17 protein-coding genes are annotated in these 16537 nt (G+C 56.4%); 1 reads left to right on the top strand and 16 read right to left on the bottom strand.

Annotation, left to right across the window (positions count from 1 at the left end):
• Positions 1 to 8: 8 nt before the first annotated feature.
• From KO1_RS19055 to thpR, 15 genes are all read right to left on the bottom strand, one after another.
• On the bottom strand, positions 9 to 626 hold the full coding sequence (locus KO1_RS19055) for a fimbrial-like protein (RefSeq protein ID WP_004108023.1): 618 nt from the start codon (positions 624 to 626) through the stop codon (positions 9 to 11).
• Between the two features lie 20 nt (positions 627 to 646).
• Positions 647 to 1204 (bottom strand): fimbrial protein, encoded by a 558-nt coding sequence (locus KO1_RS19060; RefSeq protein ID WP_004108021.1) that lies wholly within the window; start codon positions 1202 to 1204, stop codon positions 647 to 649.
• 22 nt (positions 1205 to 1226) lie between these two features.
• Positions 1227 to 1808 carry a fimbrial protein gene (locus tag KO1_RS19065; RefSeq protein ID WP_004108019.1) on the bottom strand — a complete coding sequence of 194 codons (582 nt, stop codon included), beginning with the start codon at positions 1806 to 1808 and terminating at the stop codon, positions 1227 to 1229.
• 25 nt (positions 1809 to 1833) lie between these two features.
• A complete protein-coding gene (locus tag KO1_RS19070) occupies positions 1834 to 4389 on the bottom strand; it encodes an outer membrane usher protein (RefSeq protein ID WP_004108017.1) in 2556 nt (851 codons plus the stop codon).
• Between the two features lie 47 nt (positions 4390 to 4436).
• The gene (locus KO1_RS19075) at positions 4437 to 5159 is read right to left on the bottom strand and encodes a fimbrial chaperone (RefSeq protein WP_004108016.1); all 723 of its coding nucleotides are present in this window, start codon (positions 5157 to 5159) and stop codon (positions 4437 to 4439) included.
• A 63-nt stretch (positions 5160 to 5222) separates the two neighbouring features.
• Entirely contained in the window at positions 5223 to 5828 is a 606-nt protein-coding gene (locus KO1_RS19080; RefSeq protein ID WP_004108015.1) for a fimbrial protein, read from the bottom strand.
• Positions 5829 to 6147: 319 nt separating this feature from the next.
• The gene (panD, locus tag KO1_RS19085; protein ID WP_004108014.1) at positions 6148 to 6528 is read right to left on the bottom strand and encodes an aspartate 1-decarboxylase; all 381 of its coding nucleotides are present in this window, start codon (positions 6526 to 6528) and stop codon (positions 6148 to 6150) included.
• A gap of 93 nt (positions 6529 to 6621) precedes the next feature.
• Positions 6622 to 7476, bottom strand: coding sequence for a pantoate--beta-alanine ligase (gene panC / locus KO1_RS19090; RefSeq protein WP_004108013.1), 855 nt, complete (start codon positions 7474 to 7476; stop codon positions 6622 to 6624).
• A gap of 11 nt (positions 7477 to 7487) precedes the next feature.
• Positions 7488 to 8279, bottom strand: coding sequence for a 3-methyl-2-oxobutanoate hydroxymethyltransferase (panB, locus tag KO1_RS19095; RefSeq protein WP_004108012.1), 792 nt, complete (start codon positions 8277 to 8279; stop codon positions 7488 to 7490).
• A gap of 119 nt (positions 8280 to 8398) precedes the next feature.
• Positions 8399 to 8878 (bottom strand): 2-amino-4-hydroxy-6-hydroxymethyldihydropteridine diphosphokinase, encoded by a 480-nt coding sequence (gene folK / locus KO1_RS19100; RefSeq protein WP_004108010.1) that lies wholly within the window; start codon positions 8876 to 8878, stop codon positions 8399 to 8401.
• Complete coding sequence (gene pcnB / locus KO1_RS19105; protein ID WP_071787138.1) at positions 8875 to 10272, bottom strand: polynucleotide adenylyltransferase PcnB; 1398 nt, start codon at positions 10270 to 10272, stop codon at positions 8875 to 8877. The genes folK and pcnB overlap by 4 nt, the downstream gene beginning before the upstream one ends.
• A 51-nt stretch (positions 10273 to 10323) precedes the next feature.
• On the bottom strand, positions 10324 to 11205 hold the full coding sequence (gene gluQRS, locus KO1_RS19110) for a tRNA glutamyl-Q(34) synthetase GluQRS (RefSeq protein WP_004108006.1): 882 nt from the start codon (positions 11203 to 11205) through the stop codon (positions 10324 to 10326).
• A gap of 60 nt (positions 11206 to 11265) precedes the next feature.
• On the bottom strand, positions 11266 to 11721 hold the full coding sequence (gene dksA / locus KO1_RS19115) for an RNA polymerase-binding protein DksA (protein WP_004098689.1): 456 nt from the start codon (positions 11719 to 11721) through the stop codon (positions 11266 to 11268).
• A gap of 164 nt (positions 11722 to 11885) precedes the next feature.
• Positions 11886 to 12602: a DNA/RNA nuclease SfsA gene (sfsA, locus tag KO1_RS19120; protein WP_004108004.1), complete on the bottom strand. Its 717-nt coding sequence runs from the start codon at positions 12600 to 12602 to the stop codon at positions 11886 to 11888.
• Positions 12602 to 13138 (bottom strand): RNA 2',3'-cyclic phosphodiesterase, encoded by a 537-nt coding sequence (gene thpR, locus KO1_RS19125; RefSeq protein ID WP_004108002.1) that lies wholly within the window; start codon positions 13136 to 13138, stop codon positions 12602 to 12604. Before thpR ends, sfsA begins: the two co-directional genes overlap by 1 nt.
• Before the next feature lie 72 nt (positions 13139 to 13210).
• Between thpR and hrpB the strand changes: the two genes are divergently transcribed.
• Positions 13211 to 15640 carry an ATP-dependent helicase HrpB gene (hrpB, locus tag KO1_RS19130; protein WP_064407082.1) on the top strand — a complete coding sequence of 810 codons (2430 nt, stop codon included), beginning with the start codon at positions 13211 to 13213 and terminating at the stop codon, positions 15638 to 15640.
• Between the two features lie 97 nt (positions 15641 to 15737).
• Here hrpB and KO1_RS19135 read toward each other — a convergent pair whose 3' ends face one another.
• A complete protein-coding gene (locus KO1_RS19135; protein ID WP_049094324.1) occupies positions 15738 to 16535 on the bottom strand; it encodes a prepilin peptidase in 798 nt (265 codons plus the stop codon).
• Positions 16536 to 16537: the final 2 nt, after the last annotated feature.

Consider the following 16537-nt stretch of genomic DNA (forward strand, 5'->3'; position numbering starts at 1 on the left):
GTAGCATATTAATTGTATATCGCATCCACTAAAACGTGGCTGGTCACTTTTCCAGCGCTTACCGTACCGGTGCTCTGATAGCGGGCATAAAAATCGTAGCTGGTTAAATAGCTTTCCGCTTTTGAGACATCGAAAGCGACAGCGGAGCTGCCGTCGCTATTCACAACGTTACGGTTATCGCGGGAAGAAAAAATAACAATTCCCACGTTTTCCGCTCCGCCTGCCGTCGCCGGTGTTTCATTAATAAATACCTGCTGGCTTTCCGCAGGCCAGATCCCGTTTTGCGGTTGGAAACTAAAGGTCATGGTATTGACCGTTGCGCCATCGCCTGAGCAGCTTTCAACATTTACGCTAAAGAGCGTACCGCTGGCGGCGTCGTCAGGCTGCAAACGAGGGGTGCCGTCGTTGTTATAAAACCAACTGCGGGAAACAATGGGTAAATGCACTGTCCCATTATCGGAAAGTGAAATCTGGCAGGTATTCTCCACAATATTGGCCTGCAGAGTGACGTCCAGTCCTTCGTTATTTCCATCAGCAAAACAAGAAGCTATGCACAGACCGCCAGTCATTCCCATAGCCAACAATGCCTTCCCTATTGGGGCAATAATACGGATACAGAATGACATAGCGGTTCTGTTCCTCTTACTTACTGATAGGTGATAACAAACGTCACAGGCGAGCTGACGCTACCCGCTGTCACGTTGGCGATTTTTCTGTCTTTTGCGATAACGATGCGTGAAGAAAAATCGACGTTGAGCGAACTGCCGCTGATGGCGAGCGTTTGCGAAGGTTTGGTATTGCAGCTCAGTAACGTTCCGGTTCCTGATTCTCCTTGCCACACTTCAAAACCCGTAGAGTTGCCTCCGGCAAACGAGTCGCCGTTAGAACTGGGGCCCGAGCAGCCGCCGCCGCTTCCGGGAATAACCTGATATTTAGCAGACTTTACGCCTGCACAATCGGTGAAGGCCACTTTGAACGGTTCGCTGCGACTTTGTTTGACCAGGTCAGATTTAAAGACATCGCCGAAATCGAGCGTACTTACGGGCTGACCGCTGGCGTTCTGGATCTGCGCCGTACAGGTACCGGCTTCAATAGTGGATGTAAAAGTAGCCGAAACGCTACTGGTTCCGGTTATCGCGGCGAAAGAGGGCGCAGAAAAGAGTAATGTGACGATAGCACCGCCCAGAAAAGAGATTTTTTTCATCAAGAGGTTCCTTTTCTGATGATTATTCATAGGTGAAATTGAAAGTAGCCAGCGCGCTAAAAGTCCCCGTAGCGCCCTGGCCTGCTTGCGTTTCAACCAGCGTCGCGACTAGCGGCACTTCTTTATTTTTTATCTCCTGGCTGGTCCATATCAGACGCCCATCGTCCGCACCGGCATTAATAATGAAAGGCGCATCGGTTGCTGACGCTCTGGCGATGGCGATCCCAAGAGAGTCAGCGGCATCCGCCGTTGTCGCGCCATTTATTATCACGGTTTCTTTGTACCCTGATTTCGTCCCGCTGATGGTGGTTTTAAGCGATTGCAGGCTTTCGGGGCATTCGGTGATTTTCAACTTAAAGGTTGCCTGCGCTGCGCTGTCGCCGCTGATGATTTTATCCAGGCTCACAACGCCATTCGTACCGATAGGGATGGTGTTGTTTTTGCCATCACCGCTGCCGCCCTCAATGGCCATATCGCAGGTAGTTTCGCGCAGGTTGGCGGTAAAGGTGACATCCAGCGAGGCTGCCTGCCCCGGTAACGCAGTGGCGAACAAAATGCCGCTACAGCCCACCAGATAAAGTTGTTTCAGACTCATTATCTTCATTCTATTCCCTGTAAAAATAATGCCATTACATCTGGCAACGTTGGTTATTTAGCAGACGGGTAAGGCCAATTTTCTTATCCTCCCCACCGTCAGAGAGCCGGTAGTTCACGGTGCAACGGTTCCCGCTTCCGCTTCCCCAGATAACCCGCAGCTTTCCGCTCTCGGTGACGCCGCGGATATAGGCCATTCCCGCCTGTCCGACGGTACCGATAGATTTGCCCCGTTCATTTTGCACATCCGCGCCGAGCGGGATAAATCCGTTGTCGGAACGCTGTAGTTCAAGTAACAGCGAGCGCCCTTCATCGGTCTCAAAATCGACCCGAACAACGGCACCGCTGCGGGGAACAACGACCGTGCTGGTGTTTTTTACCTCCACATCCTCTTCCATGGTGTCGATATTGAGGCCGACGTTGTTCTCACGGTAAGCCGATAAATAGGGCTGGATGGCGTATCCCGAACCGTTGATTTGCCCGTCTCCATTGGTTAAACGAGCGCCTTTGGCTCCCGCAGCGTGCACCAGCGCCAGGGTATCGGTATCGCCGATGCTGTTGGGGGCCAGAGTCAGGCCGCCGGAATGCAGCAGCATGCCGCCGCTGTAGCTCATGGAGTACTGGCGGCTGGCATCATCGGAAGCTGAAGCCGACAGGCTTAAGGGCCCCCACGGGCTGCTGTAGCTGCCGTAACCGCCAACCTGGTTGATTGACGAGCCATCTGACCGGCTGGCGCTGGTGTTAAGGCTGTAGCTGAAGCGATAGTCGTCGGTATTGCCGTTGGCGCTGGTAGAGAAATTATTGTTCGACTTCAGATCGCTGTTGACGCTCATATTGACGGTAGAAAAACCGAGCGGCCGCTTATTGCGCCCCAGCAGGTTTTCCAGCGGAATGCTCAGGTTGAGATAGACGCTGTCGTCCTTATCGCCATATTCGTTATAGGAACGCTGGACTGAAATGCTATAGCTGACCCATGAAAATGAGTCGTTATAGCCAACCGAGTACTGAGAGGTCGAGGAGGATTTATTCCAGTAATCTTCCCAGCTGCCGCTGACATACAGGTTGCCGTTACTGTTGCTCCAGAGAGAGACCGGCTGACTAATGTTGACCTGGAACTGGTTTTTCATCCGTTGAAAACGGGTAAATTCTTGCGGCGTATCGTCGTTGTTGTGCCTGAGGTTGTCATTTAACGTGGCCGCATCCCGTAACGACATATAGTTTTCAGTGGAAAACCGGTAGGCAGCAATATTGAATGAGGTGCGGGATTCTTCAATCAGCTTGCTCCAGGTCACGCGATAGCTTTGGCCCGTCAGAGTATCCAGGTCATCAATGGCGGTTGTGGAGTGTGTAATGTCAAATGCGAATGCGCCGACGGGCGTATTGGTGGCGATACCCACTAACCCGGCGTAATAGCCGACATCCATATACTGCACGCCGACATAGCCAGTGAAGGTGTTGTTCAGACCGTAATAACCGGTGGCGTAACCCAGCCCTGGTTTCTCTTTTAAACTCTTGTCGCGCAGTTCGCCGGCGCCGATGTCCCAGCGACCATAGCCCGGGCGCAGCATTTGCGTAACCGAAGAGTAGGGCACCGAGAAGACGCGCACGCTGCCATCGGCCTCTTCAATCGATACGTTCAGGTCGCTACCATAGCCGGTGGTGCTAAGATCGGTAATGGCAAATGGACCTGGCGGCACGGTAGTTTCATAGATTTTATTGCCGCTTTGCTTAATCACAACCTTCGCATTGCTCTTTGCCACGCCGCGAATCTCAGGCGCGTAAGTGGAAGCGCCGCCGGGCAGCATGCGATCGTCGTTGTAAAAGCGCACGCCCCGCAGGCTAAATGAATCGAAGCCATCGCCGCGGGTATAGGAATCTCCCACCAGAAACTGTGAGCGCAATGAGGTGATATCACGCTGCAGATAGATATCCTGGCTTGCGTAATCGCTGCCGCTGTCCTGATCCCAGTTGGCGTTTCCCCTGGCGCGCAGGTGCCAGGCACCGATGTTGACCCCGTACTTCAGTCCGGCATAAACCGAATCCGAACCGCTGCCATCGCTTTCAGAGTGCCAGGCGTTAAGATCGTAAGAGACCATTGCAGCGGTAATTCCGTCCTGCCAGAGCGAGGGATCGACGTAGCCATCAGGGCGTTTAAGGACATAGATTTGCGGCATGGAGATCGCCAGCTCCTGGGTGCCAATATCATAATTCCATGAGGATTGCGGATACTGTTGTGCAATATCGATGCAGGCGGCGGATTCGAGATCCAGTCCTTCTGTGTTAACGCCTGTTTGCGCCAGCAGCTTACTGGTAAAACAGGGCGTAGCCCGGGGTGTACCATTATCGTTAAAGGTAAAATCCACCAGCATCTTTGGCTTGCTGTTTAGCAAGATTTGCGTTTTATAGGTGCCCGGCGGTACCGGGTTACCTTTAGAAAAGCGGCTGACGTCAATATTGTCGCCGGTACTAAATAAAAACTGATCGTTAAATTCAATGTCATCTGCTGGAACTGAAGGAGCTTCTTCCGCCATTACTGAGGACTGGAGTGCAATATAGATAGTGGTACACAATAATGATCGACGAAAAAACATGCGTTCCCTATTTCTTTGTAAAGGCTGAGATCCTTCAGCGGTGACAATTAATTGATGGCGGCCTGATGTTTTTCGGTACCGCCAAAATCATTGATCGCGGTGTATTCAATTTTTCCGCCTCGCAGCGCTGGCGCATTTTTTACCGGAATGGTTTCATTCGAGAGCGGTGGAATAGTGTGGGAATCGACCTCTATTTTTTTACCGTTGACGGTAACGGTCGCTTTAGCCATTGACACATAATAAGGGCTGCTATTATTGGCAATGAGCGCGGTGCCTTGCTGAGACCATTTAAGATTACCGGCGGCAATAGCCGGATCTCCCGGCAAACCATCCGGGCGAAAAAACATCTTAATGCGGGTACGAAACGCCAGCTGTAATACGTTTTGGCTGTCTCCGTCTTTCGCTTTTGGCGGGACTTCAAGGACGTTAAACCAGAACAGCGATTCCCGATCCTGCGCCAGAGGCTGCTGGGTCCAGGTAATACGCACGGTTTGCCCCTTCGACGGGTCGATACGTGATACCGGCGGCGTGACGATAAACGGCAGCTTCAGTTCCTGCGGATTAACGGTATCGCGACCGTCATCAAGCCACGACTGTACCAGTAGCGGTTTAGTGCCGCGGTTTTCCATTTTAACGGTCACGTCTTTGGCTGATTGCGGGTAGATCACACGGGTGCCGGAAATAACAATATCCGCGCAGGCATTAAATGTACTGAACGCCGCGCTGGCGCACACTAGCGATGTCAGCGTAAGTTGGGTAAAACGATGCATAACAATCTGCTCCCTGCAATGCGCCTGCTTTATGCCGCAGACGCATAATCCATTACGTTACGATTACTCGTAAGACATAGTAAAAGTCGCGTTGCTGGTCACTTTACCCGCGGTGATATCGTTGGTGCCTTTAACCCAATCGGCGCTTGGAACGTAAGCCACGCGGTAAGCCAGTACGCCTTCGCCGCTGGTCAGGGTAGCGACCTGGGTGTTGTTATTCGGCAGGCCAACCTGAATACGATCGGTATCGGTGGTGCTGTTGTTAAACAGCGCCAGGCTAACGTTATCAGCATGACCGGTAACGCTCGGGTCAGTTTTCAGCGTGCCGTTAGAGAGTTCGGCAAACTGCTGGGAAGTAAAGGTCGCGGATGCTTTGGTCAGCGTGTCCGGGCAGTTGCTCAGGTGCAGTTCAAACTCTTTCGAGCCAACGCCTGCGTCAACGGTGGTGCCTTCGACATCGGCTTTTTTCACCACCGGCATGCTGATGGTGACGTTTCTGGCGTCAACACCGTTGTTGGTGGTGATGGTGCAAGTGGTGTCGGAAACGGCGCCATCAAACGTAATGAGGCCAACATCGGTGCCCGGCGTGGTTACCGTATCATCAGCAAATGCGGAGGCTGAGCCTAAAGCCAGAATAATTGATGCAGCCGCAATGGTTAACTTATTCATATATATATATCCATATAAAATTAAACTATCCCATAAATAATGGGAGTGGCCTGAATAATTTCAGGGTATAGGGATTCTAATCTTTTAGATGAGGCGTAATACTGAGTCTTTTTACAAAATAATGTAAGAAAACGTCGGTTGCTAATCTAGGGTGGAATATGGTAAATAAAGACTTTCTTTACCTGAAATAATATATTCTTTAGGTTGGCTATTTGTATTTTTGGTGGTGAATAATATTGCCTGGGTTAATAATATTGATTTATTTAATGCTATGCATTTGCAAAATAATAGCTCCGGATTACCGGAGCTATGGAAAATATCAGGCAACCTGTACCGGAATGGCTTTTGCCTGGCGCTTCATTTCGTTTTCGCCCTCGAAATAGGCGACTTTCGGCTGCCAGGTGCGGGCTTCTTCGTCAGGCATGGTGACGAAACTGGCGATAATCAAAATATCGCCGACGTTGGCGCAGTGTGCCGCCGCGCCGTTAACGGAGATAATTCGCGACCCGCGCTCTGCGGCGATGGCGTAGGTGGTGAAACGATTACCGTTGGTCACGTTCCAGATATGAATAGCCTCGTTTTCAAGGATGCCGGACGCATCGAGGAAATCCTGATCAATAGCGCAGGAGCCTTCATAGTGCAGGTCGGCCTGCGTGACTTTAACGCGGTGGAGTTTGCCCTGCAGCATATTACGAATCATAACGTCTACCTTTAAAGCTTAACGATAACAAAGCGGACATGACGTCCGCCTTGAGGAAATTCCTGGCAGTATTGCCTGATTTTTAACCCGTGTCTAGCCAGCGAGTGCGACGATCTGATTGTCGATCAAACGCGCTTCGCCGAGCCAGGCCGCCATCAGGATCACCGCTCGCTTACTGGTTTCCGTCAGGTCGAACAGCGTATCGGCATCGCGGATCTGAATATCATCGGCGCGGAAGCCTTTTTCGTTCAGCTCCTGAGCGGCAATCGCGATAACCTCGTCAAGATTACGTTCGCCGGCCGCCAGTTTCTCCGCCACGCTATTCATCACCTTATGCAGTCCCGGCGCAATTTTACGCTGCTCAGCGCTGAGATAACCGTTGCGCGAGCTCAGCGCCAGCCCATCTTTAGCGCGCATAATCGGCACGCCGATAATCTCGATGTCATAGCCCATATCGGCCACCATCTTGCGGATGAGCGCCAGCTGCTGGAAATCTTTTTCGCCGAAGCAGGCGACATCCGGCTGTACCAGGTTAAACAGCTTGCTGACGATGGTCGAAACGCCGCGGAAGTGACCAGGACGGCTGGCGCCTTCGAGCATCGTCGACAATCCTGGAACATCGACGTAAGTCTGATTTTCGATGCCGTGCGGATAAATTTCCGCCGCTGCAGGGGCAAAAACTAAATCGACTTTGCGTTTGTTCAGCTTCTCGCAATCGTCCTGCAGGGTTCGCGGATAGCGCGCCAGATCGTCCGGGCGGTCAAACTGCATCGGATTGACGAAAATACTGGCTACCACCACATCCGCGCTGGCTTTTGCCGCATCGACCAGCTTCATATGACCATCGTGCAGGTTGCCCATGGTGGGAACCAGCGCAATGCGCTTGCCTTCCTGACGTAAACGGCGGATATGCTGGCGCAGCAGCGGCAGGGTTTCAATAATCAGCACAACAATACTCCTTAATGGAAACTGTGTTCTTCGCCCGGATATTCACCGGACTCCACTTCGGCAACATATTGCCGTACCGCGGCGCGCATGTCGCCCGCTGTGCTCAGGAAATTTTTGGCAAATTTGGGAATGTGACCACCGGTGATACCAAAGGCATCATGCATCACGAGGATCTGTCCATCGGTGACGTTGCCCGCGCCGATGCCGATTACCGGGATGGTGAGCGCCTCGGTGACGCGTTTCGCCAGCTCGACCGGCACGCACTCCAGGACCAGCAGCTGTGCGCCCGCCGCTTCTAACGCCAGCGCATCATCCAGCAGAACTTGCCCGGCATCGCCGCGCCCCTGAATTTTATAACCGCCGAAGACGTTCACCGACTGGGGAGTCAGCCCGAGGTGTCCGCATACGGGTACCGCGCGCTCGGCGAGCATTTTCACCGTATCCGCCAGCCATGCGCCGCCCTCGATTTTGACCATATTGGCCCCCGCGCGCATCACGATGGCGGCGTTCTCGAAGGTTTGTTCCGGCGTGGCGTAAGCCATAAACGGCAGATCGGCGAGCAGCAGGCAGTTTGGCGCGCCCCGGCGCACCGCGCGGGTATGGTAGGCGATATCTTCTACGGTCACCGGCAGGGTGGAGTCGTGGCCCTGTACCGTCATGCCCAGCGAATCGCCGACCAGCATCACGTTGATACCCTCATCGGCAAACAGCTTTGCAAAGCTGTAGTCATAGGCGGTGATAGTGGCGAAGCGTTTCTTCTCCTGTTTGCATTTCTGCAGCAGGGCGATAGTGGTCGGTTTCATAACGTTTCCTGATGATGAAAGTCATTTTAACCGGCATTCTAGCAGCCGCATTCAGGGGGGCAATGGTTTTAGGCAACCGATTACCACGATCGCCGTAATTGCTAAAAAATGAAGGGGTATTACCAGCTAGCGGGTTTTTCTGCGCCGAGAGTGGCCAGAACATCGCGCAATGCCAAACCGTCGGGGAAACGTAGCTCAGGCGCAATTTCAAACAGCGGCCACAGCATAAAGCCGCGGTTTTTCATATCGTAGTGCGGCACGGTCAGGCGCGGAGTATTCAACACTTCCTCGCCGAACAGCATGATATCGAGATCCAGCGTGCGGGGGCCCCAGCGTTCAGCTTTACGGGTACGGCCCTGCTGCAGCTCGATGCGCTGAGTGTGGTCGAGCAGCGCCTCTGGGGCGAGAGAGGTTTCCAGCGCCACGGCGGCGTTGAGGTAGTCAGGCTGATCCTGCGGCCCCAGCGGCGGTGTACGGTAGAAAGAGGAAACGCTTATCACCCGGCTGTCAGGAATCTCCGCCAGCGCGTTGACGGCAGCGTTAACCTGCTCCAGCGGAGAGGCCAGATTGCTGCCGATAGCGATATAAGCAAGCGTCATGCGCTACCTTCGCGACGCGGCGCGCGTTTACGCGGACGGCGGTTGCGACGACGTGGAGCCGGATCGTCACCCAAATCATCCAGCATATTTTTCTGAGCCGGCGGCGCAGCGACCTGGAACTCGCCCCACCATTTGGTCAGGCGCTGCAGTTCGCCATTGTTCTCGGCGCCGGCGCGCAGCTCCAGCAGATCGTATGCGGCGCGGAATTTTGGATGCTCCATCAGCTTCCACGCGCGTTTGCCCTGACGGCGGGACATCCGCAGCTGAAGCTGCCAGATATCGCGCACCAGAGTGGTGATGCGTTTCGGGATCGCCAGCGTACGGCAGGCTTCGTCCAGCACGTCGTTCATCGCCAGCGCGAAGGCATCGTAGTAGGCCAGCCCGCTCTCCTGAGCGATTTTCTGCGCGGTTTCCAGCAGCGGGTACCAGAACATCACCGCGAACAGGAACGCCGGATTAACGCGCATGTCGTTGCGAATACGGTTATCGGTATTCTTCAGCACCTGGCTGATGATACGCTCCATTGGACTATCGCCGCGCTCGGTGAAGTAGCGGGTAATGGTCGGGAACAGCGGCTGGAACAGATTATATTCGCGCAGCAGGATATAGGTTTGATATCCGTCGCCGGCCTGCAGCAGCTTCAGGACTTCTTCAAACAGACGCGCCGGCGGCACATCGTGCAGCAGCGTCGCCAGGCGTGGGATCGGCTCGGCGGTCTCTTCGCTGATGCTCATGCCGAGCTTCGCCGCAAACCGCACCGCGCGCAGCATCCGCACCGGATCTTCACGATAGCGGGTCTCCGGATCGCCGATCAGGCGGATAACGCCATCCTGCAGATCTTTCATGCCGCCGACGTAGTCGCGGACGGTAAAATCCGCCACGCTGTAATAGAGGCTGTTGATGGTAAAGTCGCGACGCTGGGCGTCTTCTTCAATCGAACCGAAGATGTTGTCGCGCAGCAGCATGCCGTTCTGGCCGCGCTGGGAGGTGATGCGATCGGTGGTGTGGCCTTCATGATGGCCGCGGAAGGTCGCGACTTCGATAATTTCCGGCCCGAACATCACGTGCGCCAGGCGGAAGCGACGGCCGACCAGACGGCAGTTGCGGAACAGCTTACGCACCTGTTCCGGGGTCGCGTTGGTGGTGACGTCAAAATCTTTGGGTTTTTTGCCCAGCAGCAGGTCGCGTACGCCGCCGCCGACCAGCCATGATTCGTAGCCCGCCTTGTTGAGTCTGTACATGACCTTGAGGGCATTTTCACTGATATCTTTGCGGGAAATTGCATGCTGCTCACGCGGGATAACCGTCATATGTAGTTGTTCGACGGCGGCTTCTGCCTCGCGCTCTTCACGGCTTAGCACCTTACGGCAAAAATTAGCGACTCGGGTAAAAATGGTACACCTCGTAGTGTCAGACGGACTTCAGGACAAAAAAATAGCGGCTAATCATAGCTCAGCGGAACGCATTTGAGAATGCTGGATTTGCTCCGGCCGCCAGTTCGCTATCGCGTACTTGAGTAAATCCTCAATGCTCAGCGTCTGCCATTCCTGAATGACATCCTGATTAAGAAACGTTAGCGCCCGCACAATTTCTGGTCGCGGGTCGCCCTCAGACAGTGCCGGAGCGTGGTTTTGCTTCGACAGTTTATTGCCCTGCGCGTTGAGGGCCAGCGGCAAATGGATATAATCCGGCGCCTGCCAGCCAAAATGCTGATAGAGAGAAATCTGCCGTACCGTTGGTTCGATAAGATCGGCGCCGCGGACGATTTCGCTGACGCCCTGAAAATGATCGTCCACCACCACCGCCAGATTATAGGCGAACAGCCCATCGCGGCGATGGATAATAAAATCTTCGCGCGCGAGCGGCTCGTCGGCAACGATGGTGCCGCGCAGCTGGTCATAAAATTCAAGGACTGGACGAGTTTGCCGCAGACGCAGAGCGGCGTTTTCCGCGCCGAGGCGTAAATCCCGGCAGTGGCCGTCGTAGATGCCGCCCATACCGTGGATACGCGCGCGGGTGCAGGTGCAGTAGTAGCAGAGGCCCTGCTCGCGCAGCCAGGCCAGGCGCTCGCGATAGGCTTCATGACGTTTTGACTGCCAGAGTACCTCTCCGTCCCAGTGCAGGCCGTAGTGGTCTAATTGACGAAGGATAGTTTCAGCGGCGCCGGGGACTTCACGCGGCGGATCGATATCTTCAATGCGCACGCGCCAGATACCGTTCTGCGCCCGAGCCTGCAGATAGCTGCCAAGCGCGGCAATTAATGAGCCAAAGTGGAGTTCACCGGAGGGTGAGGGGGCAAAGCGCCCGATATAGTGTGAATCTTTCATGATATGACTAAAGCATCAGGGCGGGAGAAAGCTCCCGCCAGAGATGCATCAGCGAAGTGATTAGCCTGCCATCTGTTTTTCGCGAATTTCCGCCAGCGTTTTGCAATCAATGCACAGGTCGGCGGTCGGGCGCGCTTCCAGACGACGGATACCAATCTCGACGCCACAAGATTCACAGAAGCCGAAATCTTCGTCTTCGACTTTTTTCAGCGTTTTCTCGATCTTTTTGATCAGTTTACGTTCGCGGTCGCGGTTACGCAGCTCCAGGCTGAACTCTTCTTCCTGAGCGGCACGGTCTACCGGGTCCGGGAAGTTAGCAGCTTCATCCTGCATATGCGTTACGGTGCGATCCACTTCATCCCTAAGTTGATTACGCCACGCTTCAAGAATGCGCTTGAAGTGCGCCAGCTGGGCTTCGTTCATATACTCTTCGCCCGGCTTCACTTGGTACGGCTCCACCCCAGCGATGGAGAGAATACTCAGGGACGATGTTTTACGGTTTTGCCCTTCTTGCATGTTGCTTCTCCTTAACACGCACTATCGATCCCCGTGTTGGGGGAAAAATCAGGCCGCTATAAATAGCAGATGCTTTTCCGGATAGCAATTATCTAAACGTTACACTTGACAACCCTGTGAGGAAAAGCGTATTTGCGCTCGCGACCCGAATACTATTTAGCCGTTTATTTACCGGGGGTTAACACCACGGTAATTGGCTTATTCAGAGTCATCATCTCGGTAGAAAGTTCCGCCTTGTACGCGAGAATTTCCACCCCCTTGTTTTGCGCCTCAATCAATAGCTGTGCGTATCTGGCATCAATGTGATGCGCGGGAGAGAAACGGTCGATCGCGGAATGAAGCACCGCGAACAGTATCACCGCCCGATCGCCAGCCGCCGCCACGCTCATCAGCTCCCGCAGGTGCTTCTGGCCGCGCTCGGTGACCGCATCGGGGAAATAACCGTATTCCTTTTCCGCCAACGTAACCGATTTCACTTCAATATAGCAGTTTTGTCGGTCATCTGCTTGTAACAGAATATCAATACGGCTGCTTTCATCACCATACTTCACTTCGCTTTTCAGCGTGTTGTAGCCTACAAGCTCGGGAATTTTACCTGCCAGAATCGCCTCTTTCGCCAACGTATTAGCACGTAGAGTATTAACACAAATTGTCGCGCCCTCGACGGTTTCAGTTAATTCCCATGTGTGAGCATATTTGCGTTTAGGATTATCTGAGGTGGAATACCAGACGGTGTCGCCCGGCGCGGCGCAGCCGGTCATGGCGCCGGTATTGGGGCAGTGCAGGGTCAGCTCGCGTCCATCCGGGGTCATGACGTCGGCGAGAAACCGTTTGTAACGTTTAATCAGGATGGCGGACTGCAGGGGAGGAGTGAACAGCATCAGCTTTCCTTGTCGAAAGGGTAACGTTCCAGCGCCTGATAGCGGGTGCGTCCGCGGCTAAAGCTGGATTGGTAGAGAACAAATTCGTTGACCGCAAACGCCCAGCTAAATCCGGGCGGCGGAATAGGCACCGCGTGGCGCGCGTCGCGCAGCAGGGTGATGTGCGGATGAAACGGCTGCGGGCTTTGATAGCAGCCGCTGCGGGCGGCCTGGGCGCGCAGCATATTCGCTAATTGCAAAACCCCGCGCGGCGGCTGACGAGTACCCAGCCACACCACCCGCGAACGTAGCCACTGCCCGGCATCGTCAAGCGTCAGGGTAAAGCCCGGCTGGCGGATCCGTCCGGCCATTGCAGACAGCGCCCGCTGCTTGTCCGCGCTCACTTCGCCAAGAAAGGCCAGCGTCAGATGGAGGTTAGCCGCCGCCACCGGTCGACCCGCATCCTCGGGAAAGCTGGCGGCGCGCCAGTGAACGATCTGCTGCTGAACTTCTCCAGGAAGTTCAATGGCGAAAAACAGCCTTTTCGGCTCGGACATGATAGAGACTCGGTAATGAATTATCGGGATGCTACAATGCTTGCCCTCACATGTTAACCCCCGGAGCGCTTCGTGTCCTCATTGCCGGTTGCCGCCGTCCTCCCTGAACTTCTCTCTGCCCTGCAGCATGCGCCGCAGGTTTTGCTTAACGCGCCAACCGGCGCCGGGAAATCCACCTGGCTGCCGCTGCAAATTCTCGCCGAAGGTAAAATCAACGGACGCATAATCCTGCTGGAGCCGCGGCGGCTGGCCGCGCGTAACGTGGCGCAGCGGCTGGCGGAACTGCTGGGAGAAAAGCCCGGCGAGACGGTGGGCTATCGCATGCGCGCGGAGAGCTGCGTCGGGCCGAACACGCGTCTCGAAGTGGTGACCGAAGGTATTTTAACGCGGATGATCCAGCGCGATCCTGAGCTGAGCGGCGTGGGGCTGGCGATCCTTGATGAATTCCACGAACGCAGCCTGCAGGCGGATCTGGCGCTGGCGCTGTTGCTCGACGTCCAGCAGGGACTGCGCGACGATCTTAAGCTGCTGATTATGTCGGCTACGCTGGACAATGAACGCCTGCAGAAGCTGCTGCCGGAGGCGCCGGTTATCGTTTCCGAAGGGCGCGCGTTTCCGGTTGAACGGCGTTTTTTGCCGTTGCCGACTCATCAGCGTTTTGACGAGGCGGTGGCGATAGCCGCCGCAGAGCTGCTGCGTAGCGAGAATGGCTCAATGCTGCTGTTTCTGCCCGGAGTAGGAGAAATTCAGCGCGTGCAGGAGCGGCTGGCGGAGCGGGTGGCGAGCGATTTTGTGCTGTGCCCGCTGTACGGCGCGTTGCCGCTGAGCGAGCAGCGTAAGGCGATACTGCCTGCGCCAGCCGGGATGCGCAAAGTGGTGCTGGCAACCAACATCGCCGAAACCAGTCTGACCATCGAGGGGATTCGGCTGGTGGTGGATAGCGCTCAGGAGCGAGTCGCGCGCTTTGACGCCCGGACCGGGCTCACTCGCCTGGTGACGCAGCGCATCAGCCAGGCCTCAATGACCCAGCGCGCCGGTCGAGCCGGGCGTCTGGAGCCGGGTATCTGCCTGCATCTGCTGGCAAAGGAGCAGGCCGAGCGCGCGGCGGCGCAGGGCGACCCGGAAATCCTGCAAAGCGATTTGTCGTCGCTGCTGCTGGAGCTATTGCAGTGGGGATGTCAGGACCCGGCCCAGCTCAGTTGGCTGGATCTGCCGCCTGCGACCAACCTGGCGGCGGCCCGGCGTCTGCTCACTGACCTTTCTGCGCTGGAAGGTGACCGGCTGTCGGCGCACGGGCGCAAAATGGCGGCGTTAGGTAACGATCCGCGTCTGGCGGCAATGCTGACGGCCGCGGAGGATGCTGATGGCGCCGCCACGGCGGCTAAGCTGGCGGCGATCCTTGAAGAGCCGCCGCGCGGCGGCAATAGCGATCTCAGCGCGGCGTTTGCCCGTCAGCAGGGCAACTGGCAGCAGCGGGCGCAGCAGCTGATGAAAAGGCTGGCGGTTCGCGGCGGTCAGCCCGACGCCGACAGCATCGCGGCGCTGCTGGCCTCCGCTTTTGCCGACCGTATCGCCCATCGTCGCGGTCAGGAGGGGCGCTACCAGCTGGCTAACGGGATGGGGGCGATGCTTGACGCCGATGATGCCCTGAGCCGCCACGAATGGCTGATTGCACCGCTGCTGCTGCAGGGGAGCGCATCGCCAGATGCGCGGATCCTGCTGGCGCTGCCGGTCGATATTCACGCGCTGATTGAGCAGTGTCCGGCGCTGGTCCGGCGTTCCGATATCGTCGAGTGGGATGAGGCGCCAGGCACGCTGAAGGCCTGGCGGCGCACCTGTATCGGACGCCTGGTCATCAAGACCCAGCCGCTGGCGAAGCCAGCGGAAGAGGAGCTGCATCAGGCGATGCTTAACGGGATCCGCGAGAAGGGGCTGAACGTGCTCAACTGGACGCCGGAGGCGGAGCAACTACGTCTGCGGCTGCACTGCGCGGCGCAGTGGCTGCCGGAGGAGGCGTGGCCGGCCGTTGATGAGGCGTCGCTGCTGGCCTCGCTCGAACGGTGGCTGCTGCCGCAGATGGCGGGCGTCCATTCGCTGCGGGCTCTGAAGGCGCTGGACGTGCGTCAGGCGCTGCAAAACTGGCTGCCGTGGCCGCTGCGCCAGAAGCTGGACAGCGAGCTGCCCACGCATTATACGGTGCCGACCGGTAGCCGCATTGCGATTCGCTATCACGATGAAAACCCGCCGGCGCTGGCGGTGCGAATGCAGGAGATGTTTGGCGAGGCGACCACTCCGACTATCGCCCAGGGGCGGGTGCCGCTGGTACTGGAGCTGCTTTCGCCGGCGCAGCGCCCGCTGCAGATCACCCGTGATTTAGGCGCGTTCTGGCAGGGGAGCTACCGCGAGGTACAAAAAGAGATGAAAGGGCGCTATCCGAAGCACGTCTGGCCCGACGATCCGGCCAATACCGCCCCGACCCGCCGCACCAAAAAGTATTCGTAGCCGGAGAGTTCCCGGGTTGCGGCGGAAACGCCTTACTCGGGCTACCGGACCAACAGCACCCGTAGCCCTGCTAAGCGCAGCGCGAGCAGGGGATATTTTATACCTGGCCCCACAAAAAGATGCCGCCGCCCGCCAGCGCCAGCCAGGGGCCGAAGGCCAGAGGCTGTTCGAGCGAACGACGGGTTACCAGGCGCTGCAGCAGCGTCCAGATCAGGCCGCTGGCGGAAGCCAGCAGCAGCGTATGCGGCAGCGCCTGCCAGCCGAGCCACGCGCCGAGCGCCGCCAGCAGCTTGAAATCACCGTAGCCCAGCGCCTCTTTACCGGTCAGCAGACGGAACACCCAGTACACTGACCACAGCGATAGATACCCGGCCATCGCGCCAACGACCGCCTCCGCCAGCGGCGCGAAGAGATCGGTAAGATTGAACAGCAGCCCGGCCCACAGCAGCGGCAGAGTCAGCCTGTCAGGCAGCAGCTGCGTTTGCGCGTCGATGGCGGCGAGGATCAGCAGCAGCGACAATAAAATTAACCCGCCCAGCAGCGGCATGCCAGGAGGGATCAGGTACCCGACCAGCATAAACAGCGCGCCGGTCGCCAGCTCCATCAGCGGATAGCGACGTGAAATCGGTCGCCCGCAGCAGCGCGAACGCCCCTTGAGCCATAAAAAGCTCAGCAGCGGGATATTGTCCCGCCAGGCGATGGGCTGACGGCACTGCGGACAGAACGATGCGGGGAGGCAGAGATTCACTCCCTCTGCGTACTCCATCATCAGCGGTAAACGATGGATAACGACGTTAAAAAAGCTGCCGAACGCCAGTCCGGACAAGAATAAAAAACCGCCCCAGATTAACGGGAATTGCGCGGCGAACTCGGGTAACAATGCGATGTTTTCCACGG

The sequence above is a fragment of the Klebsiella oxytoca NBRC 105695 genome, from assembly GCF_001598695.1.
GTDB classification, from domain to species: domain Bacteria; phylum Pseudomonadota; class Gammaproteobacteria; order Enterobacterales; family Enterobacteriaceae; genus Klebsiella; species Klebsiella oxytoca.